The 25,197-nt window shown below is 60.7% G+C and carries 17 protein-coding genes; 3 read left to right on the forward strand and 14 right to left on the reverse strand.

What is annotated here, in order from left to right; genetic code table 11:
* Positions 1-60 precede the first annotated feature (60 nt).
* The 3 genes from B0G52_RS03805 to B0G52_RS03815 all read right to left on the reverse strand — a co-directional run bounded on the left by B0G52_RS03805 (position 61) and on the right by B0G52_RS03815 (position 4,582).
* Positions 61-1,626, reverse strand: coding sequence for a response regulator transcription factor (locus B0G52_RS03805; protein WP_094042188.1), 1,566 nt, complete (start codon positions 1,624-1,626; stop codon positions 61-63).
* A gap of 3 nt (positions 1,627-1,629) precedes the next feature.
* Positions 1,630-3,378 (reverse strand): cache domain-containing sensor histidine kinase, encoded by a 1,749-nt coding sequence (locus B0G52_RS03810; protein ID WP_233162339.1) that lies wholly within the window; start codon positions 3,376-3,378, stop codon positions 1,630-1,632.
* A 94-nt stretch (positions 3,379-3,472) separates the two neighbouring features.
* Complete coding sequence (locus B0G52_RS03815; RefSeq protein ID WP_094042189.1) at positions 3,473-4,582, reverse strand: rhamnogalacturonan acetylesterase; 1,110 nt, start codon at positions 4,580-4,582, stop codon at positions 3,473-3,475.
* Between the two features lie 213 nt (positions 4,583-4,795).
* Between B0G52_RS03815 and B0G52_RS03820 the strand changes: the two genes are divergently transcribed.
* Positions 4,796-5,194: a Fur family transcriptional regulator gene (locus B0G52_RS03820; protein WP_094042190.1), complete on the forward strand. Its 399-nt coding sequence runs from the start codon at positions 4,796-4,798 to the stop codon at positions 5,192-5,194.
* Complete coding sequence (locus B0G52_RS03825; RefSeq protein WP_233162341.1) at positions 5,170-5,916, forward strand: winged helix-turn-helix transcriptional regulator; 747 nt, start codon at positions 5,170-5,172, stop codon at positions 5,914-5,916. The genes B0G52_RS03820 and B0G52_RS03825 overlap by 25 nt, the downstream gene beginning before the upstream one ends.
* Before the next feature lie 86 nt (positions 5,917-6,002).
* On the opposite strand, the gene sigJ is transcribed toward B0G52_RS03825, so the two are convergent.
* Positions 6,003-6,863, reverse strand: a complete 861-nt coding sequence (gene sigJ, locus B0G52_RS03830) for an RNA polymerase sigma factor SigJ (RefSeq protein ID WP_094042191.1) — start codon at positions 6,861-6,863, stop codon at positions 6,003-6,005.
* Positions 6,864-6,913: 50 nt separating this feature from the next.
* A complete protein-coding gene (locus tag B0G52_RS03835; RefSeq protein WP_094042192.1) occupies positions 6,914-8,098 on the reverse strand; it encodes an NAD(P)/FAD-dependent oxidoreductase in 1,185 nt (394 codons plus the stop codon).
* 245 nt (positions 8,099-8,343) lie between these two features.
* Here B0G52_RS03835 and B0G52_RS35860 point away from each other — a divergent pair, with 245 nt between their 5' ends.
* The gene (locus tag B0G52_RS35860; RefSeq protein WP_198960588.1) at positions 8,344-8,499 is read left to right on the forward strand and encodes a hypothetical protein; all 156 of its coding nucleotides are present in this window, start codon (positions 8,344-8,346) and stop codon (positions 8,497-8,499) included.
* Between the two features lie 259 nt (positions 8,500-8,758).
* Here the strand turns inward: B0G52_RS35860 and trxB are convergent, their stop codons facing one another.
* From trxB to B0G52_RS03885, 9 genes are all read right to left on the reverse strand, one after another.
* A complete protein-coding gene (gene trxB / locus B0G52_RS03845; RefSeq protein WP_094042194.1) occupies positions 8,759-9,706 on the reverse strand; it encodes a thioredoxin-disulfide reductase in 948 nt (315 codons plus the stop codon).
* Between the two features lie 187 nt (positions 9,707-9,893).
* Positions 9,894-11,117, reverse strand: coding sequence for an enolase C-terminal domain-like protein (locus B0G52_RS03850; RefSeq protein ID WP_094042195.1), 1,224 nt, complete (start codon positions 11,115-11,117; stop codon positions 9,894-9,896).
* A gap of 22 nt (positions 11,118-11,139) precedes the next feature.
* Positions 11,140-12,702, reverse strand: coding sequence for an extracellular solute-binding protein (locus B0G52_RS03855; protein WP_094042196.1), 1,563 nt, complete (start codon positions 12,700-12,702; stop codon positions 11,140-11,142).
* Between the two features lie 52 nt (positions 12,703-12,754).
* Positions 12,755-13,639 carry a carbohydrate ABC transporter permease gene (locus B0G52_RS03860; protein ID WP_233162343.1) on the reverse strand — a complete coding sequence of 295 codons (885 nt, stop codon included), beginning with the start codon at positions 13,637-13,639 and terminating at the stop codon, positions 12,755-12,757.
* A gap of 89 nt (positions 13,640-13,728) precedes the next feature.
* Entirely contained in the window at positions 13,729-14,700 is a 972-nt protein-coding gene (locus tag B0G52_RS03865) for an ABC transporter permease (protein ID WP_094042197.1), read from the reverse strand.
* A 267-nt stretch (positions 14,701-14,967) separates the two neighbouring features.
* A complete protein-coding gene (locus tag B0G52_RS03870) occupies positions 14,968-16,485 on the reverse strand; it encodes an extracellular solute-binding protein (protein WP_233162345.1) in 1,518 nt (505 codons plus the stop codon).
* Between the two features lie 68 nt (positions 16,486-16,553).
* Positions 16,554-18,884, reverse strand: a complete 2,331-nt coding sequence (locus B0G52_RS03875; protein WP_094042199.1) for a glycoside hydrolase family 95 protein — start codon at positions 18,882-18,884, stop codon at positions 16,554-16,556.
* Between the two features lie 15 nt (positions 18,885-18,899).
* Positions 18,900-21,776, reverse strand: a complete 2,877-nt coding sequence (locus B0G52_RS03880; protein ID WP_094042200.1) for a glycosyl hydrolase family 28-related protein — start codon at positions 21,774-21,776, stop codon at positions 18,900-18,902.
* Entirely contained in the window at positions 21,773-24,919 is a 3,147-nt protein-coding gene (locus tag B0G52_RS03885; RefSeq protein WP_158223571.1) for an alpha-mannosidase, read from the reverse strand. The genes B0G52_RS03880 and B0G52_RS03885 overlap by 4 nt, the downstream gene beginning before the upstream one ends.
* Between the last annotated feature and the right edge of the window lie 278 nt (positions 24,920-25,197).

The raw sequence follows: 25,197 nt of genomic DNA on the forward strand, positions 1-25,197 counted from the left end.
ACATTTCCTATTATCATCGGGGCGGATCGAAATCGTAATCCAAAAAACCGTGCTGTTTGTTCAAAAAGCAGAGTTGTCCGCCTGCTTGGCATACTCGGAAGGGGTGCAGCCCATCTGCTTCTTGAATACCTGGCTGAAATACTGGGGATTGTCTCCAAAACCGAGCATTTCGGCCATCTCGAAAATTTTGATCTCGGGATTGGCGGCCCACAGCTCCGTCGCCTTCTTGATCCGGGCTTTCACGACATAGTTGGAAAATTTCTCTCCGGTCTCCTTCTTGAACAGCTTGCCGAGATAGTCCGCGTTCATGTACAGCATCTCGCCGGCCACCTGGTTCAGCGACAAGTCCGAATTGCCCAGCTGCTCCTCGACGATGTCCATCATCTTGCGCACGATCGACGTAATCTTAACGACGTTGCGCTCGTAATGGAACTGCGCCAGCTCGCGCACCGTCTCCTCGAGCACCGCCTGCATCGCCTGCAGCGTGTTCATTCCCGCCAGTTCCGCCAGTTGGCGGTAATACCGCTCCATCCGCTGCGGATCGCCGAGCCGGATGAGGGAGACGAACTGCTGGACGACATGAGACTTGGTCAAGTCGATGTCCGCTTGCCCCCGCTTCAGCTCCCTCATCAGATCGGCCAGCGCCTGCTCGGCCTCTTCTCTATGGCCGGACTGCACCGGCATCGTCAGCCGTTCCGCGTCGAAGGAGAACGCATCGAGCTGTTCCCGCTCCGGCTCCCCGGTATCCTTGCTCGTAATGACGCCGCCTTCCCCCAGATAGAACCGGTAATTCAAGCAGCTCAGCGTCTCCCGGTACAGGCTTCTCGCCTGTGTGATCCGGTCCGGCTCGCTGAGCGCGATCGTGGCGTCCATCTTGTAATAGCTCTGGAAAATGGCGCGTATCCGTTCCAGCTTGCGAAACAGCTCTTCGAGCGGAAGCGCGTCTTCGATCAGAATGAGCACATGGTCTCCGATCGTCGTGCCAAGAAGCGTCGTCTCGAGCAGGTCTTCGGCGATATTCTTGATTGCGAACAGATGCTCAAACTCCACGCTCGTCCCTTCAGCCTGGAACAGCAGCAGGCGGACGGGGCGCTCGATCTCGAACCGGAACAGCTTCCGGTAATAGTCCCAATCGCGGCTGCCGTACGTCTTGTTCGTAACGAACTCCTTCAGCACCTGCTCCTTGACGTGGGGCATCACCTTGGACAGCTCCTGCTTCATGTCGCTGACGAACCGTTCGCGGCGCTCGTCCGCCTCCAGCTCGCCGACGATCTCGGTCAGCGCCTCGGCAATCTTGTGCTCGTTGGTCGGCTTCAGCAAATAATGCTTCACCCCGTACTGCATCGCCTTGCTCGCGTAGTCGAATTCCCCGAAGCCGGACAGCAGCACGAAGCGGACGCCGGGAAAGTCCCGGTGAACCGCGGCAACCAGCTCCAGGCCGTCCATTCCGGGCATGCGGATGTCGCTGACGACGATATCCGGAGCCAGCTCCCGGATGCGCTCGTAGGCTTCGACCCCGTTGGGCGCCGTACCGATCAGTTCGGTGCCCAGAGACGTCCAATCGATCATTTGCGAGATGCCGTCGAGGATGATTTTCTCGTCGTCGACGAGCAGCACCTTGTACATTCCCTATTCCCCCTCTTCGCGCGGCAGCGCCACAATGACGCGAGTTCTGCGTCCCGGCTCGCTCTCGATCCGCAAGCCGTACCGCTCTCCGAACGCCAGCTTGATTCTCTCGTCGATGTTCAGCAGTCCGATGCCTTTGCCTCTGGCCTTTAACTCGCCGCTTCGGAGCCGCTCCAGCGTATCCTCCGGCATGCCGGGGCCGTCGTCTTCCACGGAGACGAGCAGATCGTCGTCCGACAGCTCCGCGCGAACGACGATCCGGCTCTTCCCGATCGTCGGCTCGAGCGCGTAGTGGATCGCGTTTTCCAGCAGCGGCTGAAGCGTCAGCTTCGGCAACCGCAGGCCGAGCAGCTCGTCCGGCACATCCAGCTCGAAGATCAGACGATCGTCGAAACGGTATTTCTGAATCGTCACGTAACTTTCCACTACTTCCAGTTCTTCCCCAAGCGTCAAAATTTCTTCCTTCATGCTGATGGAGTTGCGCAGCAGGAACGCCAGGGATTCCACCATGCTCGAGATTTTCGATTGTTTATTGACTTTGGCGATCCAGTTGATCGACTCCAGTGTGTTATACAGAAAATGCGGATTGATCTGCGCCTGCAGCGCCTTGAACTCCGTCTCTTTGATCAGCAGTTGATTCGCGTAATTTTCGGTAATGAGCGTATTGATCCGTTCGACCATCAGCCGGAACGTGCGGTGCAGCAGCCCCATCTCGTCCATCGACAGCGCAGACTCTTCCGCCGAAGGCAGATGCGCTTCCGCGAAATTCCCTTTCTCGGCCAGCTTCATGCGCGCGATCAGGCTGTCGATCGGCCGGGTCAGACTGCGCGAGAAACGGATGCCGAGCGGAATCATCAGCGCGAAGATGGCGATGAAGACGATGACGACCAGTTCCTTGATGAAAATGACCCGCTCGAAAATCTGATTAAACGGCGTAATGTTCAAATACGTCCAGCCCGTTCCCGACGAGCGCGTATAAGAGATGAAATACGTATGGCCCTCGAACTCCTGAGTGAAATAGCCTTTGGAGGAACGGAGCGAGCCGAGCACCTCTTGAGGGCTGAACAGAGGCTCCTGCGGGTAGATCACCTCTTCGCCGGCGAACAGAATCAAATCCCCTTCGGTGTCCGAAACCTGCTGGGCGATTTTGCCGATGTTCACGCGGATGAGCAGCGTGCCTAGAAATTCCAGATCGAAGTTCGTGTTGCTGAACGAACGAATGTCGCGGGCGGAAATCAAAGCGGCGTCCGGCGACTCCGGGAAAAACCAGCGCATATCCCCTTCCGCTTCGCGGGTCGCCTGCTGAATCCGCTCGATTTTGCCCGGCTCGACGCGAGTCACATTGCCCGCTCCGTTCTCGGCGCCCCGGGAATCGAACAGCTGTATCGAATAGATCGAGGGCTCGGAGCCCGCATACGTGAGCAGTCGATCGATTACCTTCTGCCTAATGATGTGCAGGTCGTATTCCGAGTCGGAGTTTTTGATCGCCAGGAGCTGACTCTGAAGCTGAATGTCGGCGATAATGTCGTACGACATCTGCTCGATGCGCTCCAGCTTCGTCTCGATCGCCGCGGAGGACAGATTGAGCACCTGCGCCGACTTGTCGTACAGCTGCCGGTCGTAGATCGAGAAGGCGTACTGCTGCACCAGGAACGTAAAGGCGAAAGTGACTGCTATGATGCTCGCGATGAGCACCGACAGCTTGTTTCTGATTTTCATATGCCGAAACGATCGGAATACCGTCCGCATCATCGCTCTCCGCCTCCGTATCGTTCAAGATGAACTCGTGAAGAAAGTATGCCATCCCGGACAAGCGCTGTAAAGCGGTTGCACGGCGGCGGAGCAATCAACGCAGGTACATCGTCAGAGGCCACAGCCCCGCTTCGCGAATGCCTTCGGCAATGAGTTCCGCCATCCGAATAGCCCCTTGCTCTTGAAAATGCGTGTTGTCCTCGATCCCGCCGGCAAAGTTCGCGAACTCTCCCGGCGCGCCGTGCATGAACAGCGCGCTCGATGCCTCCGGACCGAGCTCCTCCAGCAGCCGCTTGGTCTTGCCCGCCAGGTCGATCAGCGGAACTCCGCGCTCCTCCGCGAGCTTCCGGACGGCTTCCGGATACCGCCCGTGCGTATCCCGCAGCGTTCCGTCCTCTTCAAAATACCGCCTCTGCGCGGAAGTGACAAGAACCGGACGAGCGCCCTTCTCCAGGGCATCCTCGATATATTTTCCCAAAAATTGAACATAAGTCGTGTCCGGATCGGTATGCCGCGCCTCGTCCGTCTTCTGGTCGTTATGGCCGAACTGGACGAACACGTAATCGCCCGGCTTGATCTGACGCAGCGCCTCGTCCCATCTTCCTTCGCCGATAAAGCTGCGCGAGCTTCGGCCCGACGCCGCGTGGTTGACGACGATGACGTCGTGCTTGAGCAGATGAGGCAGCATCTGCCCCCAGCCCGCGTAAGGATAGCCGTCGTCGGGCTGGTCCGCGACCGTCGAATCTCCGACCAGATGCAGCGCGATCGCATCCGGAGCCGCCGCGATTTCCAGCCAATTGATTCTCGGCGCCGGCCCCGAAAACTTCAGCTCCAGCCTGCCGCCGCGAACGCGGACGCCGACCGTCTCCCGGGCGAACTGTCCGGAAGGAACCCGCCGTCTGAGCAGCAGCAATCGCCCCGGAGCCGCCTTGAGCGTCGTGCACGCCGGCAGCGTCCAGTCTCCCATTCCGAGCGTCACCGTATAATTGCCGTCAGGCAAGTCCACGCGGAACGCCGCCTCCGCGGGAATGATCAGATCCCGCCACGGCCTGCCGGGTTCTCCCCGGTCTCTCGCCGTCACAGCGCCGTCTCCCGCGAATCCGTAGCCGCGCTCCTCCGTATAGCGGCAATCCTCCGTCGTCTTGATCCAGCCGGACTCGGCCTCCCCGACGCCAAAATCGAATTTCCAACCGGTACAAGCCATATGCGCGCACCTCCGTCACTTTACTTTTCACTATAAAGGAAAACCCGGAAAACCAAAGATCGATTTTCCGGTTTTTTTGTTTAAAAATCAGGGGCTCTCCGGGCTTGCCGAAATTTGGGGTCTCATCGAACGCCGACGGCTTTTTTGCGTTATTGACACCTCTCCTCGACTGGATTAAACTTAAACTAAGTCTAAATTAAGGGGATGAAGGCGATGAGGAAAGCGGGGGCGATGACCGTGCAGCGGAAAACGATCTACGATCTGCTGACCGCGGCCGACGATCATCCTACGGCATCGGACATTATCGAGCGATTAAAAGCCGGCGGACACAGCTTCGCATATGCGACCGTGTACAATACGTTGAAATATTTGACGGACGAGGGACTCATCCAGGAGTTGAAGCTCGAAGGGGATGCATGCCGCTACGACGCCCGCACCGAAGAGCATCAGCATATCGTGTGCACGGCTTGCGGCAAGGTGGACGAAGTATTCGTCCCGACTCCGCCGGAGTGGCTGGCGAAAATATCGGACGAAACCGGATACCATATTACGAACGAGCAGTACGTGTTCAAGGGAGTGTGCCGAGCATGCAGCAGCGCGAACAAACATTGATAGAGGACGCAATTCCAGCCGACGGCTTCATGTCCGACGAATTGCCGGGCGAAGGGGAATACTGCGAGATTACCGACCGCATTCTGATCGTCAGCCCCCGCCCTGCGGCTCTGAGGACGCTCGTCGCCGAGCTCGCCCGCAGATGCTACGACGTCCTGCTTCTGCATCATGCCGACGATCCGCTGCTCGCCATGATCCAAGGCAACATCGTGCTGATGGATCGAACTGTGGAGCCTCCTTCTCCGGCTTCGGCCGCAGCCTGGACATCCGACGGTTCCTCTCCCGTGCTGGCTCTCGTGAACGACGCCGCGGCTGCGCGGCCGGGTGAAGAGGCGGTCGTCTGGCCGGGACCGATCGATCAAGTGATCGCGAAAATCCTGCAGTTGTCGGTGAAGCACGCAGCGTCGTCCGAGCCTTCCAGGCTGCTGACGTTCAAGGACATCGTGCTCGATCCCGACCGCATGACCGTTACGCGCCAAGGCTCGCGCATCGACTTGACCAAGACCGAATACGACCTGCTGAGATCGATTCTTGCCGCCGGAGGCAAAGTAATGACGCGGCAGGAGTTAATGAACGAAGTGTGGGGCGAGACGTATTTCGGAGGAAGCAACGCGATCGACGTTCACATCCGCAGCCTGCGCAGCAAGCTGGACGACGATCCGAAGCAGCCGACCTACATCGCCACCGTAAGAGGCGCCGGCTACCGTCTGGCCGACTTGTAAACGCAAGGACCGCTGCATCCGATCGCAATCGGAGACAGCGGTCCTTTTTGGCTTACGAGAACTCGCCTCGCGCAGCCGGCGTCTGGCTAGACAAAAGGCGCCAGCTTATCCGGGTTGCGGATAAAATAAAGGGTGCTCAGCTTGCCGCCCTCCACATGCGCAAGGCCGATCGTATCCGGTCCGGACGGCGTGCGGAAAAGAAGACCGGGCTGTCCGTTGATGTCGGCCAGTCCGTACGTAAATCCGCTGTCCGGGCGGGCGATTTGCTTGGCGAGACCGAGCAGGAACCGGGCGACGGGCGCAGGGGCGCGGATCGGTTGAACGGCCGCAACCACTTTGCCTCCGCCGTCGGACACGAGCTCTACGTCATTCGCCAGCATCGCGACGACCGCATCGACGTTCCCGGATTCGAGCGCCTCCACGAACCGCCTCACCCATTCCTCGCTGGCCGCCTCCGGCCGGACCGGCTCTTCGGGCGAGATGCCCATTTTGCCGCGGGCCCGGCTGATCAGCTTGCGGCAGGCGGGTTCGCTCTTGCCGACGATGTCGGCGATCGCGGCATAGTCGAACCCCATCGCCTCCCTGAGCACGAAAGCGGCCCGTTCCGCGGGCGACAGCTTCTCCAGAAGCACCAGCATGGCGTACGACAGCAGCTCGCCCCTCACGATCGCCTCCAGCGAATCGTCTCCCTCCGTCGGAACCGGCTCCGGCAGCCATTCGCCGAAATACCGCTCCCGCCGCTTGCGCGCCGATTTGAGCAGATCGCGGCACCGGTTCGTCACCATTTTGCACAAATACGCCTTCGGTTCGGCCAGCCGCTCCGGCTCGATCTCATATATTTTCACAAACACGTCCTGCACCGCGTCTTCCGCGTCGGCCACGGTGCCCGTCAGCTGGTAGGCCAACGTAAACAGCAGCCTTCTGTACCGCTCGTAAAGTTCCTGCATGCCTTCTCCTCGCCTCCGTCCAGCCAGCCTATCGTCGGCGCGCGTCCGGCTTACTTGATCAAGCTTGCCGAGTCCCAAGTGTACTTGCGGACTTTCCAGCCCAGCTTGCCGGTCAGCACGATATCGAGCCCCCACTGCCGCGTCCATACCATCCCTTGCTCGGGGCCGAGCCCGAAGCAGAACACATCCATGTACGACTTGTGAACCGGAGCGGACCGACCGGCCGCATCCGCCGCCATGACTTTGATCAGCCGGGGCACTTGGCCGATCGCTTCCTTGCACGTCTTGCCGTCGATGCGGCCGGTTTCGGGATCGACGATCCGCGCGTTGTCGCCAATCGCGTACACGCCTGGAAACCCCGCTATCCGGTAGCTGCCGTCCACCTCGATATGGCCGTCCGCGGTGACCGGCACGCCAAGCTCCCGCAAGCCCGGATTAGGCAGCAGTCCCAGCGTCCAGACGCACAAGCCCGCCTGTTCGCTGCTGCCGTCGGACAGCGTCAGCGTCCCCTGGCGCTCGCTCAGCACCTTGACGCCGTGCCGCACCGTCACCCCTTTGGCGACTAGCGCGTTTTCCAGCTTGCTCCCCACTTTGGCCGGACCATCCGGAAACAGCCGCTTATTCGCATTATACAGCACGATCCGCGCTTCGCCCGCATTCAGTCCGAGCCGCTTGGCATCCGCACGAACGCCATGCGCCAGCTCGGCCGCCGTCTCAATGCCGCTGATGCCCGCTCCGGCAACCGCGATCGTCAGCAGCTTCTCCCTTTCGGCGGGATCGTTCTCCTTCGCCGCTCGAAGCAGATTGCTCTGCCACGCTTCGCGAATATGTTTCGCGTCGTCCAATCCGCCCAGAGCGATGCCTCCCTGTTCGGGCTCCGGCCGACGGACGACGCTGCCCGCCGCCAGCACAAGCCAATCGTACTCTATCTCGCCTTCGCCGCCCTGGGTATCCATATAGATCAGCCGCTTCTCCGAAGCTTCGATTTCCGTCGCTTCCCCCTGGATCAGCTGCACGCCTTCCGGAAACATTTTCGAGAACGGAATCGTAATATCCTCTTCGCCCGCCGCAGCCCGAAACAGCAGCACCTTGCGCAGATGGTACGCATTTTTGTCCATCAGCACGATGCGCAGCGATCGTCCGCCCGCCTCCTCCGGATAAGCTTTCAGCAGCCCCTTGACCGTATTGACTCCCGCATAACCTCCGCCTACGACGACGCATGTTATCGGCTTCATCTCCACCACTCCTCGTTATGTTGTGTGCATATAACGACGAGGTCGACGGTTTTGTGACCGGGGCGATTGATTTTTTTCGACGAATCATTCCAGGGGCGGGAGAGCAAAGTAAATTCATGCGCAAGAAAGGAGGAAAGCCCGTGTCCAAACAGCAGGGTCACGCAACCAAAAACACGAGGACGAAAACGTCCGACAAAAAGGGCAATTCCAACTCGTCTAAATCCTAAACGGGAGGTACGATCGCGATGGCGGGAAGAAACAACAAGCCGGACAACGACGGTCCGGCCAGCAGTCCGAGCCAGCTCGGACAGTTCGGCAGCAAGCTGGCGTCGGAGAACGAGGAAGAATTTCAATCGGCTCTGGAGCAGGCTTGCGACAACGCCGAGGAGCCGGATCACTAGCATTAATCGGCCGAGAACCGTTCGATGCTTCGGACGAGATTGTCGCGCGCCCACCGGACATGGTTCCGGTCGACGATGCGTCCCGATTTCTGACCATCAAGCAAAAACGCCTTCGGCGTCCTCTGGACGATGAATGCGTTTTGTCGGAGACGATTCAGATAAGGATAGCGGATTTTATACTTTCTGATATTGTCAAAAAAAACCGCTCCATAAGTCATCATTGCAGCCAATGATGACTTATGAGACGGCTTAGTGTTTGTCAAGCCTCGATTAACGAAGCTTCCACGTTTTCCAGGAACCGTTCGCAATCAAGCGCGGCCATGCAGCCCGTGCCCGCGGCGCTGATCGCCTGGCGATATTTGTTGTCCTGCACGTCTCCGCAGGCGAATACGCCGGGAACGTTCGTCTCGGTCGAGCCCGGCTTGACGATCAGATAGCCGGTTTCGTCCGTTTCCAGCTGACCGCCAAGAAACTTCGTGTTCGGCGTATGGCCGATGGCGACGAACAATCCGTCCGTGGCGATCGTCTCGTCTTCTCCGGTCTCGTTGTTTCTCACCTTCAACCCGGTCACGCCCAGAGGTCCGCTCTCGACTTCCAGCGGCGTGCGGTTCAGGCTCCAGCTTATTTTCGGATTGCTGCGGGCGCGATCCTGCATGATCTTCGACGCGCGCAGATCGTTGCGACGGTGGACCAGCACGACTTCGGAAGCGAACTTCGTCAGGAAATGCGCCTCTTCCATCGCGGAATCCCCTCCCCCTACGACGATAATCTTCTTTCCGCGGAAGAAAAAGCCGTCGCAAGTCGCACAGGTGCTGACGCCCCGTCCGACGTTATCCTTCTCGCCCGGAATACCCAAGTATTTGGCCGAAGCCCCGGTAGAAATAATGAGCGTCTCCGCCTTCAGCTCCCCCAGACCTTCCACCGACAGCTTAAACGGACGCTCCGACATGTCGACGCTGTTCACCCAGCCCGAACGGAATTCGGCGCCGAACCGCTCGGCCTGCTTGCGCATATTCTCCATCAGCTCCGGACCCATAATGCCTTCCGGAAATCCGGGGAAATTTTCCACTTCCGTCGTTGTCGTCAACTGTCCGCCCGGCTCGGGGCCCTCGATGACGAGAGGGTTCAGATTGGCGCGGGCCAAGTAGATAGCCGCGGTCAGTCCCGCGGGGCCGGTGCCGATAATAATCGTTTTATAAGCGCTCATCTTAACTCTCACTTCCTTATAAGTTTCCTAGTATGACTAAAAGGATACCATCCCCGCGCCGGAACGTCATGAAGGAAAGATGAACGTTAGATGAAGGTTTCATGAAGACGGCGAATAGGAATCGAAAAAAAGTCCCGCACGTCGGCATGCAACGCGCGGGACTTTTCTGTATGCGTGTGATCGGCCGTTACGGACGCACCAGAGTGCCGTCGGCTTTGCGGTCGAGCTTGTAGGGCTGGTGGTAGCTTTTCCTCGACCAGTCGTCCCCGAGCAGCAGCGCGGCTTTCGCCTCGTCGAGATCGATGCCGAGACCGGGCCGGTCGTTGACGTAGAGATAGCCGCCGCGCCGCTCGATTGCTCCCGGGAAAGCCTCCCTCTCCTCCGGACGGAAATGGTTGATCTCCTGAATGCCGAAATTCCAGATCGCCATGTCGAGATGAACGGCTGCCGCCTGGTTGACCGGATCGTTCTCCCCGCCCTCCTGCCAGGCGGTCCGGACGCCGAACGCCTCGCACAGGGCGGCAATTTTGCGGCAGGCGCTGATGCCGCCGGCCTTCGATACCCGGACGCGGATAAAATCGATCAGCCGCTCGGAGACGAGCTCCGTCCATTCCCTCGGGTTGGCGAACAGCTCTCCGACCGCTTGAGGCGTCGCCGTCTGCTGGCGCATCTGCCGATACCAGCCGAGCTGCTCGGGCGGCAGGGCGTCCTCCAGATAGAACAGGCCGTAAGGCTCGAGCCGCTTCGCAAGCTGGATCGCAACAATCGGCGAGACATGCTCGTGCACGTCGTGCGTGAACTGAACCTCCGGTCCGAACGTCAGTCTCAATTGCTCGAACATGCGCGGAATGGCGTTCAGGTAGACATGCTCGTCGAACACCGCGTCCGTTGTCCAGGCGTTGTCGGGCAGCTTCGCTTGCGGCCCCTTCAGGAAGCCTCCGCCGCCGTAGCCTCCCAGCTGGCAGCGGACGACCGTGTATCCTTCCTCGACGAAACGATGCACGTCTTCCTTCAACGCGCTAATATCGTTGCCGCCCGCATGGCCGTAACACGGCACGGCGGAACGACAAGCACCGCCCAGCAGCATATAGACCGGGAGACCGGCTTCTTTTCCTTTGATATCCCACAGCGCCATGTCGATGCCGCCGATCGCCGTCTGCAGCAGCGCGCCGTTCCGCCAATAGCCGCTTAGACTCATCGTATTCCACAGATCCTCGATGTTCGCGGGATCTTTGCCGATCAGAATCGGCGCGAGCAGCTGCTCGACGATCTGAACGACGGCTTCCGGATTGTACATGTCCGAGACGGAGCCGATCCCGTACAGGCCGTCCTGATCGGTCGTCACTTTCACGATCGTCCAGACGCCGCCTTTTCTCGTTCGTATGCATTCTACCCGTTTGATTTTCGCCATAGATTCGAGCTTTCCTTTGGAATTATTGTTTTTTGGCCGCCAGATAGGCGTCGATCTGTTGCTGGGCGTCAGCGATGATCTTATCGAGCCCCGCGTTCTTCTGCTTCTCGACGTAGTCGGCGATCGCGCCTTCGACGTTCTTGACGACGCCGTATTCGATCGGCTTGCCGAGCTCCTCGTACAGCTGATCCCGCTTGGCAATCTCGTTCTTGATGTTGTCCTCGGCGATGAACAGGCCGTCGACCGGGGAATTGACGTTGATCGGCAAGCTGGCGAATTCCGCCTCCTTCACCCAGAAATCCTTCGCATACGTCTGGTTCGGACGCATGAACTGCGGCTTCCAGAACGCCCACTGGCCGCCCCATTCCATATAGTTGCTCGTCGTGAACGTCATGCCTTCCGGATATTCCGCAACCTCGTTGTTCAGGACGTACGTCTTGCCTTCTATACCGTATTGCAGCAGATCGTACAGCTCGCGATCCGTCTCCACCATATCCAGGAACCGCAGCACGCGGTCGGGATGCTCCGAGTTGCGGTTGATGGCCAGCACGTTCGCCAGCGCCGTCCGGTTCACGTACTTCTTGTCCGGATACAGCAGGAACATCTGCTGCTTAAACGAAGGATCGGAGAAGCCGGGGTTGGCGAACGCCCATTCATGCGACGTCATCGTGAACAGCAGCTTGCCGTTGCGCCATTGATCCTCCGCGCCTTCCTTGTCGTACATCGCGTCGCGGTTGATAATCCGGTCGTCGTACCACTTCTTGGTCATTTGGGACGCTTCCCGGTAGAAAGGCTGCTGCTCGACCGGCTGGATTTTGACCTCCGGATCGTTCAAGTAGAAGCCGAGCTGGTGGAAGCCGAGATCGACCCATTCGTCTCTCGTCATGTACATCGCTTGCGACGGAGTGCGGGACAGCTTCTCGTTCGGATACGCCTCTCTCAGCTCATGCAGGAACTGGTCGATGTCCTCGATCGTCTTGACGGAATCCGGCTCGCGAATAATGCCCGCCTTCTCCGCCAAATCCTGCCGCCACCCGACGTAATACCGCTGGTTCATCTTCATCGTCCAGGGAAGGCCGACGATTTGTCCGTTCACGGTAGCCGCCTCCAGCGTTCCCTGCTCCTCGTATTTCTTGGCCAGGTTCGGCGCGTGCTGCGGCAGCAGGTCGTTCAGCGCCATGTAGGAGCCTTTGGCCGCCATCAGCTTGTACGACAGCCAGTCCCCGTCGAAGTTCAGATCCCATTTGTCCCCCGATGCCGCCATGACCAGCATCTTGTCCTTGAAATCGCCGAACGGGATAAAATTGATGTCGAACTTGACGTTCAGGCCTTTGGCCTTGACGTATTGGCTGATTTTCTCCCACACCTCGTCCGTGGCCGCTTTCTTGTCGCCGCCGAAGTAAAACTTCAGCGTGACCTCGTCTTCGGCCGGCGCGCCGCCGGATGAAGCTGCCGGCGACGAGGCGCCGGAGGAAGCCGCAGGCGATGCGTCGCCGCCGTTCTTGCCGCTGCATGCCGCCAGCGCGAAAGCCAGCATCAGGATCAGCGCCGCGAGCAGCGTCGGCTTAAGTTTCGATTGTGCCATGCAATCCTCTCCCCATCATTGGTTATATACAATACAGCCGAAGCTGGCATTGTCATCCTTTTACCGCACCCACCATCAGCCCCTTGACGAAATAACGCTGCAGGAACGGATAGAGGAAAATAATCGGTCCGATCGTCACGACGGTCAGCGCCATTTTGAGCGATTGCGAAGGCAATTGGCTGGCGATCCGCTGAATATCCATCGCGTTGTTCGACGTTCGGAGGAACTCGATGTTGGATACGAGCGTCCGCAGCAGCAGCTGCAGAGGCTGAAGCTCCTGCTTGTCGATGAACATCAGGCCGAGGAACCAATCGTTCCAGTAGCTCAGCGAGACGAACAGGCCGATCGTCGCCAGCACCGGCTTGGCGAGAGGGACGACTAGCTGCGCGTAGATTCGGAATTCGCCGGCACCGTCGATCTTGGCCGACTCGTGCAGATCGTCCGGCATCGACATCATGAAGTTGCGGATCAGAAACATATTGAAGGCGTTAGCCAGCGGAGGCAAAATCATCGCCCACATCGTATCCTTCAATTCGAGATATCTGACGCAGATGATGTACCAGGGAACGAGACCGCCGTTGAACAAAATGGTGATGATCGCATAGATCGACAATGCGTTGCGGTAGCGGAACGATCTCCTGGCCATTGCGTAAGCGCCCATGCTCGTCACGAGCAGCGACAGCACCGTGCCCGCCACCGTGACGATCGCGCTGACGACGTAGGCGTCGACGATCCGGTTGGAGCCGAGCAGCAAGATGCGGTACGAGTCGAAGCTGACGCTTCGAGGGATGATCGAGTAGCCGTGCTGCACGATGTCGGATTCGGAGCTGACGGAGCCCGCGATGACCATGACGAACGGAAACAGGCAGCTCAGGCTGAACAGCGAGACGAGGGCGACGATGACCGTCTGGCCCAGCGAAAATTTTTTGGACGGCACTTTTCTCTCCTCCGGTCTGCGAAGCTGGATTGCGGATATCGGCGATCCGCGCGGAACGGGTCGATCCCCGAACGGCGGCTTAAAGCGCTCTAGAAAATGGCGGAATCCCTGTCGACCTTGCGGGCGATGTAATTGCTTCCGAGCACGAGCACGAATGCCACGATCGACTGCGTGAAGCCCGCCGCCGAAGCCATGCCGATGTCGCCGGACTTGCGAAGGCTGCGATAGACGAACGTGTCGATGACGTCGGTCGTCGGGAAGAGCAGCGCGGCGTCTCCGACCATCGCGTAGAACATCCCGAAGTCCGCGTTCATGATCCGGCCGACCGCCAGCAGCGTCAAAATCATAATCGTCGGCTTCAGCATCGGAATGCTGATGTAGCGGGTTTGCTGCCAGCGCGACGCTCCGTCGATGGCGGCCGCCTCGTAGTACGAATTGTCGACGTTCGTCAGAGCGGCCAGATAGATGATCGTGCCGTAGCCGGTCACCTTCCAGCGCACCGCGATGGCCAGAATGGCCGGCCACAGCCCCGCTTCGCTGTAGAAGTCGATTCTGGAGAAGCCCATCCATTCCAGGAAACGGTTGATGGCGCCGCTCTCGTAGTTCAACAGATTAAAGGCGAACACGCCGACGACGATCCACGAGATGAAGAAAGGCAGAAACGTAACCGATTGCGTAATCCGCTTGAAATATTTGTTCCGAAGCTCGTTAAGCATCAGCGCCAGCCCGACTTCGAACGCGAGCCCAACGACGATGAACAGCGCGTTGAGCAGAATTGTGTTCCGCATCGCGCGGTAGGCCGAATCCGAGGACAGCAGGTAGTCGAAGTTGTTCAGGATCGGCTGCGCCCACGCGCTCCCGAGAATCCCGTCTTGGAAGTCGAAGTTTTTGAACGCAATGACCAGTCCCGCCAGCGGCAAATAGTTGAACAGCAGCAGCAGCGTCGCGACCGGCAGAAACATCAGCAGCAGCGTGCGATTGCGAACGAGCTCCCGGTAGACGCCGTATAGGCGCGCAGGAGCCCGCGTTCCCGTCCCCCCGGTCTCGGTCCGAATTTTCATGAATATTGCCCCTTCTCGTTGGGATGCTTTAATCATAGCTCCGGGGATTTCGACCATCCATGAGTCAAACTTAAACTTTGATGTGCGGATTTGGCTTGTTTCGTCGACTTGCGCGGAAGCCCATTTCGGGAAGAATGATCGTTTGGAAAACGCCTCGATGGCGCGCGAAAGGACCCCGATTTTTCGCCGCAAGGCGAAGAACGAGGTCCTTTCAGGGGAACTATTCGATTCTAGGAAGAATACGCCGCATGGCGGAGCCGATCAAGCTTATTTGCCGACGATATGCTCGTCGACCTGCCGCTGGACTTCCGCGACGATGACGTCCAGCTTGCCGTCCTCTCTCTGCAGCCGGGCGTAGCGTGCCGTCTCCAGCTCGGGGTCCCCGGCTTTGCCGAATTCGATCGGTTTGCCAAGGTTGTTCGCCAGTTCGTCCCTCGCGGCGAGCTCGTCTTTAATGCTCTCGTCAGAGATGAACAAGCCGTCCGTCGGAGACTTGATGTTAATCGGCAGACTGGCGAATTCCGCCTCCTTGACCCAGAAGCCTTCCGGATAAACCGGCGTCGGCCGCAGGAATTGGGGTTTCCAGAACGCCCATCCGCTCTCCCATTCCAAATAATTGCTCGTCGTGTATTGCATCCCTTCGGGAAATTGGGCGGATTCCCCGTTCAGGACATACGTCTTGCCCTTGATGCCGTACTGGACGAGATCGTACAGTTCCCGATCCGTCTCCAGCATGTCGAGAAATCTCAGCACGAGCTCGGGATGGTCGGAATTACGGTTGATCGCGAGCACGTTCGCCAAAGCGGTACGGTTAGGAAATCTCTTGTCCGGGTACAGCAGCGACATTTGCTGACGGAACGCCGGATCGACGAAGCCGGGGTCGGCGTAGGCCCATTCGTGCGAGGTGACCGTGGACAAAATTTTGCCGTTGCGCCATTGCTCCGCTCCGCTCTCGTTGTCGATGGGGGCGTCCAGGCTCAAAATTTTGGCGTCGTTCCACTTCTTGCTCATCCTGGCCGATTCGAGGTAGAACGGCTGCTGCTCGATCGCCTGCACGGTACGATTCGGATCGTTCAAGTAAAAGCCCAAGCCGTGAAAAGCCAGATCGATCCACTCCTCGCGGAGCAGGTACAGAGCCAGAGGAGGCGTCCGGGTTACGTTGGCGTGCGGATAGGCCTTCTTCAATTCGTGCAGCAGCTCGTCGAGATCCTCGACGGTTTGCACCTCGTCCGACTCGCGATGGATGCCCGCCGCCTCGGCCAGATCCGAACGCCACCCGACGTACGGCCGCTCGTTCATCTTCATCGTCCACGGCAGTCCGATGATGCTTCCGTTGCGGGTAGCCGAGGACAGCGTCCCCTGCTCCAGATACTTGGCGTACAGGTCCGGAGCGTATTCCGGCAGCAGCTCGTTCAGCGCCATGTAGGAGCCTCTGGACGCCATCTCCTTGTAGGACAGCCAGTTGGAGTCGAAATTCAGATCCCAGCGGTCTCCCGCGGCGGCCATCGCCTGGATTTTCGTCTTGAACTCCTTGAACGGAACGAACCGGATATCGAACTTCACGTTCAGCCCTTTGGCCTTCACGTGTTCGCTGACCTTCGCCCACACTTCGTCCGTGGCCGCCTTCTTCTCCCCGCCGAAAATAAACTTCAGCGTCACTTCTTCCCCGTCCGCCGCGAGCGGATCTTCCCGGTCCCCGCCGCCGCTGCACGCGCCCAGAAGCGCGCCGAGCAGAACAACGGCCGTCAGCAGAACGGTCAAGCGACGTAAGCTGAAATTAGGCACGCGACATTCTCCCCTTGGGTCATAATCGTCGATGATGCGTTACACCTGCAGTTTCATTCACGTCCCGTTTATTCCTTCCGAACGGCATATTCGCTTCCCGCCGACACGTCCCAAGCGATCGCTCCTCCGCCGCACTCGTCCAGGTCGATGTCGCGTCCCCCGCAGGAGACGCGTACGGGCACGCCCGCGTTCAGCACGCAGCGCCCGTCCATTCCGGCGCGGATCGCGGCTTCGTCCAGTCGGCCGTCCGACCAGCGCAGATCAAGCTCATAGCCGCCTCGCGCCCGAAGTCCGAACACTTCTCCGTCCGCCCATGCCGCAGGCAGCGCCGGCAGCAGCCGGATTTCTCCCGCGTGGCTCTGCGCAAGCATTTCCGCAATTCCCGCGGCTCCGCCGAAATTGCCGTCGATCTGAAAAGGCGGATGATTATCGAACAAATTCGGCAGCGTGGAGTGGGAGAGAAGCAATCTCACGTTCTCCCACGCCTTCTCCCCGTCCTCCAGTCTCGCCCACAGGTTCGCGATCCATGCGCGGCTCCAGCCGGTGTGTCCGCCTCCGTGCGCCAGACGGCGCTCCAGCGTCGTCCGCGCCGCGGCCGTCCACTGCGGCGTGCCGCGAACGGTGAATCTCGCGCCGGGATGCAGCGCGAACAGATGCGAGATGTGGCGATGCCCCGGCTCCGCCTCCTCGTATTCCTCCAGCCACTCGAGCAGCTCGCCGTGGCGCCCGACCTTCGGCTCCGGCAGCCGCTCCCTGAGCCGCAGCAGCGAACGCGCGAAATCGACGTCCCGCCCCAGCGCTTCCGAAGCCGCGAGGCATGCCGTAAACAGCTCGTACAGAATTTGGCTGTCCATGGAAGGCCCCAGGCACATCGTCCCGGCATTTCCGTTCGGCAGCACGTACGTATTTTCGGGCGAGACGGAAGGGTTCGTGACGAGCGAGCCGTCCGTCGCCTCCGTCAGGAAGCCGACGAAAAACTCGGCCGCGTCCTTAAGCGTCGGGTAAGCTCTCTCCAGAAACGGCTTATCCTTGGAGAAAAGATAATGCTCCCACAGGTGGAGGCTCAGCCACGCCGCCCCCATCGGCCAGATCGTCGCCGGACGATAGAGGTCCTGCGGGGCGGTGTCCGCCCATAGATCCGTGTTGTGATGGGCCACGAAGCCGCCGCAGCCGTACATCTTCCGCGCGGTGACCCTTCCCGTCTCGCGCATGCGCTCGAGCAGATCGAACAGCGGCTCGTGGCATTCCGCGAGATTGCCCGTCTCCGCCGGCCAATAGTTCATCTGCGTATTGATGTTGATCGTGTACTTGCTGTCCCACGGAGGCTGCATGCTCTCATTCCAGATGCCCTGCAGCGTGGCGGGCAGCGATCCCGGCCTGCTGCACGACAGCAGCAAATAGCGGCCGAATTGGTAGTACAGAGCCGCGAGGCCGCAATCCTCCTGCCCTTCCCGGACGAGCTTCAGCCTCTCGTCGGTCGGAAGCGCTTCCCGCTCCGGCGAGGAGGGCAGCCGTAAGCGGACCCGCTCCATCAAGGCGCTTACGTCCACGGCATGCCGCTCCCGAAGCGACACGCAGCCGCGCTCGGACGCTTCCCGCGCCGCGCGGACGGCCTCCGCTTCCGGATCGTCGAACCGGAACGATGTTGCCGCCGCGACGACGAACGTCGCCGCGTCCGCCCCCTCCACGACGATTCGCTCGCCGACGACAGAGAGCTTGCCTCCTTCCGTCAAGGCGCGGACGACGGTTCTGAAGCGCGGCCCGCCGCCTCCGGTTTGCCCGCGCATGACGATCGCCGCGTCGTCCAGCTTCCGAATCTCGTCGAAATGCCGGTTGTTCGGGCCTCGCGTCAGCCGCGCCTGCAGCGACAAAGCTCCGGGGGCGTCGGCCGTCAGACGCACGACCAGCGCCTGATCCGGATAGCTGACGAATACCTCCCGACAGTAACGTATGCCTCCGGCTTCGTACCGGATCGTCGCGATGCCGTCTTTCAGACTCAGCTCGCGCGAGTAATCTCCGATATCGGATGAAGCGCCCGCGAAGTGCAAATGCAAGTCTCCCAGGGGCTCGTAATGCCTCTGGGATTCCGGCACGCCCGCCAGCGCCAGCATCGCCAGCTCCTCGGCTTCCCTCGGCCTGCCCTGCCTGAGCAGTCCGCGAACTTCCTCCAGGCGCTCCCGCGCGTCCGGATTGTTGCGGTCGCGCGGGCCCCCGTACCATACGCTGTCTTCGTTGAGCGCGATTCGCTCGCTGCCGGTCCGACCGAACACCATGGCTCCGAGCCGCCCGTTGCCGACGGGAAGCGCTTCCTCCCATACGGTAGCCGGTTGAAGGTAACGGAGGCGCAGCGGATCGTCGTCCCGGATCGTCCGATCGTTCTTGCCGCGATTGGCAGTCATATGCGTCAGCCTCTCTTAGTCCGAATCCGAACGGGATGCGGCTTTTCTCTTTTTCGCTCTAGTTAAATATAGTATAACTCCGATTGCGGCCGCCGTCGCCACCACAATCGCGGCAATCCAAGCCCCGCCCGCATTCCCGCCTTCTTCCCGTGCCGCCGGGTCACCGGAAGCTGCCGGAGCCACCTCCGAAGTGCCGCTCGGGCTCGGGGAAGCTGAAGCGCTCGCCTCTGCCGGCTTCGAGGGCGCCGCAATCACGATGTTGCCGAGATTATGCTTCCATTCCCCGGCCTGCCGCAGGTTGACCCCGCCCATGTCGGTGATGGAGGCTCTCGCGAACAGACTCGGCGCGCGATCGGCGTTGACGAGCGCCCGGGTCGAGCCGATGCTCGCCTGATCCAGGAGCAGTGTTCCTCCTCTCAGCAGGGAGAAGCCCTTCTGCCCGGCGTTGCCGGCATGCGCCAACCTCAGCGCCAGCGTCCCGCCGGCAAGCTCGAGCGCGTAAGCCGGATTTCCCCAGAAGTCCGCGCTGTAAAATACCGCCTCCCCCGCGAACGAAGCCGACGTCTCCACATAACGCGTCTTCTCTCCGCCGCCGATGGACACGATCTGCGAATTGATGAACGGCAAGCCGTTTTTCCCGATCCCTTCGAACACCATAGCCTTTTGCGCCCCGTCGACGCCGAGTCCCAGACTCAGACCCGAAGGCCCTTGACCGTTCTCGCCGATCAGAACGACGCCTCTGGCAGAGCCGTAATGGAAGTTGTTGTACAGCAGCTCGCCCTCCACATGGCCGAGCGTCAGGAAATCGAGATTTTCGTAGCCGTAGTCGTAGACCGCCTTGTTGTCTCCTGCGGGCGAGTTCGGCCAGCCGCCGAATTTCGATTCGCGCCCCGCGGCGTAATTGATCGGATTAAACTGCAAATTGTAGATTTTGCCGCCCTGCGCGCCTCCGCCGACTTTGACGCCGGACCTGAAAACGTGGCCGGTGACGAAATCGAGATAATGTCCGTCGGTCCGGTGCGTAAACAGGTCGATGCCGTTGTAGGCGGCTCTCATGGCGACGTTTACGATGTAGACGCCGCTTCCGGCCGCCTGAATCAAATACGGATAGGCCGCGATATTCGGCAATTGATCGGCCGTCTGCTCGGGATAATTAAACGTGATGCCCCTGACGCCGGAGCCGGACACCAGCTTCAGGAACGGCTCCCCGTCCGGCTCGCCTCTGCCCGCATACGTCTCCAGGACGCTGCCTTTGCCGGTCGGCACGGTGTGACTGTCGACCGCGCCCTTCAGCTCCACGCCGCTCGGAACGACAAGCCTTCCGAGCGCCTTGTACTTGCCCGGCGGCAGGAACACGACGCCCCCTCCGTCCGCCCCGGCGCGGTCCAGCGCGGCCTGGATCGCCGCGGTTGCGTCCGTCTGCCCGTCGTTAGCGGCCCCGAACGGAGCGTCGGTGGCGACGTACAGCGCCATCCTCGCCGGCAGACGGATTTCCGCCGCGATCTCCGGAAAGGCGGGCAGCTTCTCCGCGGCGAGCGGCTCGTGGTCGATGACCGAAATGTACTTGGAGCGGTTGTCGATGCCGGCTTCTTCCTTGAAGCGATTGGCCGTCAGCAGGCTGCGGGCCTCCTCCCCGACAGCGATCTGGGGAGCGGCGTTGTCGAAGTCGCTGTCGGAAGCGGAGAACGTGCCTCCGCCGATCGCGACTTTCCCGCTCTTCACGATGCTTTCCCGGAGCAGAAGTCTCGTCTTCGACGTCGGGTCGACCGAGATGGCATCTTTCGCCGCATCGATCTCCACGCCGTAAGCCTGAATGGCCCCCGCGGTGCCCGGTCCAACCGTAATGCCGTTCTCCGCGCCCGTTATGCGGACGCGGGTGAACATGATGCCTTCCCCGCTCACGCCCTCGAAGAAGATGCCGGTCCGGCAGCCGATCAAGTTCAGCCCGTAGTTATGGCCGTTCGGGATCGCGCCGGGACTCGCAATGGAAGGAGCCGCGTGAAAGCCGATATTGTAGCCCTCGATCGTCACGAAGCTCGTATACGACCAATCATTTCTGCGCATGACGATGCCGGTGCCGCGCTCCCGAATCCAGTCCGCGTACGCGCTTCCCGGCGCAGGCGACAGCTCGAGGCCCGATCCGGCCCAATAGGCGGGAGAGAAATCGATTCGCTCGATTCGTCCGACGTCGACGATATGGTCGATTTCGACGCCTCTGGAGAGCGGCGTCCCGTACACGTCCGAGACGACCGGCCCCGTTCCGCCGTTCACCCGGGAGAAGACGATTCCCGAATACGCATTCACCAGCGTGACGTTCTTCGCGTTGTTGAACTCGTTGCCGAAGACGTTCGGTTTGCCGAACACGATCGCCGGAGGATAGGGAACGATATTGTCCGGCGTCTGCTCCGGATACCAGATCGCCACGTCGCGCACGGTCGAGGACGATTCCAGCGTCAGCAGCGGCGGCGCTTCCTCGTCCCCCCGTCCGGCGTAAGCCATCAGTATCGTTCCCTGGATCGGCTCGCCTTTGACCGGCTTCTTCCATTCCCCGCGGAGCGACACGCCTTTCGGGACGTACAGGTTGCCGCGAATCGCGTACTTGCCCTCCGGCACGAACAGCGTCCCGCCGCCCAGCCGGCCAAGCGAATCGAGCAGCTGCTGGAAGACGGGCGTCGCGTCGGCAGCACCGTCCCCCTTCGCGCCGTATTCGGTGACGTCGTAAGCCGCCACGAACGTATCCGCGGACGGGTACTTCGGTTCGATCAGCTCCCAATTCGGCTGCGGATCTTCGGCGAAAGCCGTTCCCGGCGACGAGAGAGCTCCGAGAACGACGACCGCCGCCAGGATAAGCGCCAACGACGCTTGCGCTAACGCCCTCCGCTGAGCGCTCATGGGTACACTTTCAGCGTTGCGATTTCGAACGCCCGGAAGTCGAGGGATACTTCCGCTCCTGCCAGCGGAACTTCCCCGATTTCCTCCTCCAGCAAGTTCGTGCGGACGACTCTCGACGGAGCTTTGCCGAACCGCAGTACGGCGTTCCTCACGCCGGAACGTTCCGCCTCATACAGCCGCAGCACGTAACCGTCCCCGTCTTCCGCCGGCTTAATCGTCTCGATGACGACGTTCGGCGCGTCGACGCTCGCGAACGAGCCTCCACCGACAGTCGAGCCGTCGTCCCGTCCGGGTACGGCGACCAGCGGCGCGTTTAATTCGTAAGCCGGCCGGATAACCGATTCCGCGCCGAAGCCGCCGTGCGGAAGCAAGGAATAGACGATCCGGTGAACGCCTTCGTCGCCGCGCGGATCGGGATGCGTTCCGCCTTTGTGAAGCGTCAGCCTGGCGTCCGAGCCCATGACGGAAATGCCGTATTTGCCGTCATTCAGCAGCGCGACGCCGAACCGGGTCTCGGACAGATCGGTCCACTTGTGCGCGCAAACCTCGAACATGCCTTGATCGTAAGGCGTATTGGCATGCGTTGGGCGTTCCACATAGCCGAACTGCGTCTCGTGCCGGGCGGACGCCGCATGGACGTCGACCTCGAAGCCGACCTTCAGCAGGCGGTGCTTCTCGTGCCAGTCGATCTCGGTCTCGAAGTCGACCCGCGGCGTATCGGCATGGAAGACGATATCCTGCCGGATCGACGACTTCCTGCCGATGCGGTAGACGCTGCGGATGCGCAGCTGCAGCGGGCCGTCCGCCGCGATCGCGCGGCTCTCCAGGCCGGTCTGCAGCCGCAGCTTGCCGAAGACGTCGCGGTCGATATCCCAGTTGTCCCACGCTCCGGGCAAATCCTCCCCGAACAGGAACGCGTTCAGCGGGTGCCCGCGCCCTCTCAGCTCTCGGCCAGAAGCTTTGTCCACGAACGACTCCATGTACCCGTGCTCGTCGAAAACAACGCTGGCGAACGGCGTCTCCAGCGTACGCCCGGCGCAGCGGAACGGAGAAGCGGTCGGCTCTCCCGAACCGGCTCCCGCCAGATCGATCGTCGCGGCTCCAAGAGCGGGAACCAGGACGTCCCCGACGAGCAGCTTGTCGCTGCCGAAGACGTCGCGTACCCGCTGCGTTCTCGCCCCTGCCGATACGGCGAAGCCGGAGCCGGCCTCGAGCGCAACCGTCCCGACTCTGTCCCAGCTCAGCGTATTCCAGACGGTGACGGCATTTGGATCGTCAGCGGCGGTCTCCGCCAGAAGCTCCGCCGTCCGTCGTCCGGCTTCCGCGATCACTTCCGAGACCTCGCGCACGGCCCGGTCGTGCACTTCCGGAATCGAAGTGCCCGGCAGAATGTCGTGGAACTGGTTGATCAGCAGCAGCTCGTACAGCTCGGCCGTGCGCGCCGAAGGCGTTTTCCCTCTGGCCGCCCAACGAACCGTCTCCGCGAACTCCAAATCGCGCAGCGCGATTTCCGCCTTGCGGTTGTTCCGCTTAATCTCGTGCATCTGCGTGAGCGTGCCTCGATGGCCTTCGAAATACAGCTCGCCGACGTGAAGCGGTACGTTCACGGACGCAGCTTCCAGCTCCTGCATGAACCGGCTGACCGTCGTATGCTCCGCCTGCGGGACGCCGTCCAGATCGCCGACCCGCCTCGCCATCTCCAGCATCTCGTACTGCGGGCCTCCGCCGCCGTCACCGAATCCGTAGGAAACAAGCCTGCGATCGTTGACCTGCTTATGCTGAATGCCGTTGTTGCCGCTCTCGTAAACCCGGTGGATCAGCGTCTCGGCGTCGGGCCAGCAATGGATCGTATTGAAGTGCGTCAGTACCTCGGTCCCGTCCAGCCCGCGCCACTTGAACGTGTCGTAAGGGAACAGGTTCGTATCGTTCCACGACAGCTTCGTCGTCAGAAAATAGCGGATGCCCGTCCCGGCCATAATTTGCGGAATGGCCGCGCTGTACCCGAACGTGTCCGGCAGCCAGAACGTATCCGACGTATAGCCGAAATGCTCCCTCGTGTAGCGCTGCCCTTTGACGAATTGGCGCACGAGCGACTCCCCGTTCACGAGGTTGCAGTCGCACTCGATCCACACGCCCCCGTTCGGTTCCCATCGCCCTTCGGCGACGCGCTTTTTGATGCCTTCGAAAATATCCGGATAATGACGCCGCATCAGCTCCGCATGGAAGGCGGAGCTCTGCACGAACGTATACTCGGGATACTGCTCCATAAGGCTCAGCGCGTTGGCATAGGTGCGGGCGCACTTGCGGATCGTCTCGTCCCGCGTCCACAGCCAGGCCGTGTCCATATGCGAATGGCCGATCAGACCGGCCTTCGGTCCTTGCCCTCCGTTCCGCTCGGCGAGTAGCGGCTTCATGATCTCGCGCGCTTCCGCGAGCGCCGGACGCCACTCGGCTTCTCCGACTTCGCCCGGCGACTGCTCCAGCACGGCGAACGCCTCCAGCAGCGCGTTCGTCAGCTTGCCCTTGCGGAAAGCGTTCACCGGCCCTGCCGAGACGAGCTGGTTCATCGTCTTCAGATCGAAGACGAAATCCTTCACGTCGTCCCTGCGCGCCATGACGTCGATCGAGCGGAATACCCGTTCGAAGCGAAGCGTTCCCCCGTCGCTGGATTCGTAGAGCTGATAGGGCTGCGTGCCGATGCAGGGGTGGCCCGCATAGCCTTCGAAAGCGAGCTCGAACCGCTCTCCCGCCCGCGCGGAAGAGGTCAGCAGCAGCGTATGATGATTGCCGCGATTGGCGGCTTCCTTCGGATGCGTGTAGATGCCTTGCGGCTTGCCGTTCACCCAGAAGAACGTCTCCACGCCGTCGGCGTTCGCCCGGATATAGATCGCCTGTCCGTGCAGCGTCTCCGGCACGACGAATTCGCCCTTGAACCAGGCGGAGCCCCACGGCTTGCCCCAGACAAGCCCTTCCTTGGCGGGCTCCCAGCCCGCCTCTCGGGACGGAACCTCGTAGAGATGCTCCTCCGTCTCGAAATAGACGACCGGAACTTCGCCGACCTTCTCGAAAATAAGGGGAGCGTACTGCTCCTCCAGCGCGCGAACTTTGGACAGCGTCTTCTGCACATGATTTCTATGGATCATTGGTTTGTCCTCCTCCGGACGGGCGCTGCGATACAAGTTGAACCAACGAAGGGAAGTCCATTGCATTCCGAAAGGGATGGTTCAACTTATATCGCTTGCTCCGCCGAGCGTATAGTTAATAAAAGCGGCATCTGCGGCCAAGCTGGGCGGAGGGCGGGACCGCCTTGCCGCGGCCCGCCCGTTCCGCGCACATCCATCTTATCCCTCGCCTATGGGCCGAACAATGAGACGATCCTAAACTATGGAGTGCATTTTTATCCTCCTCGAAGGTCCGGCCG

Source organism: Cohnella sp. SGD-V74, from assembly GCF_003001675.1.
In the GTDB taxonomy this organism is placed as follows: Bacteria; Bacillota; Bacilli; order Paenibacillales; family Paenibacillaceae; genus Cohnella.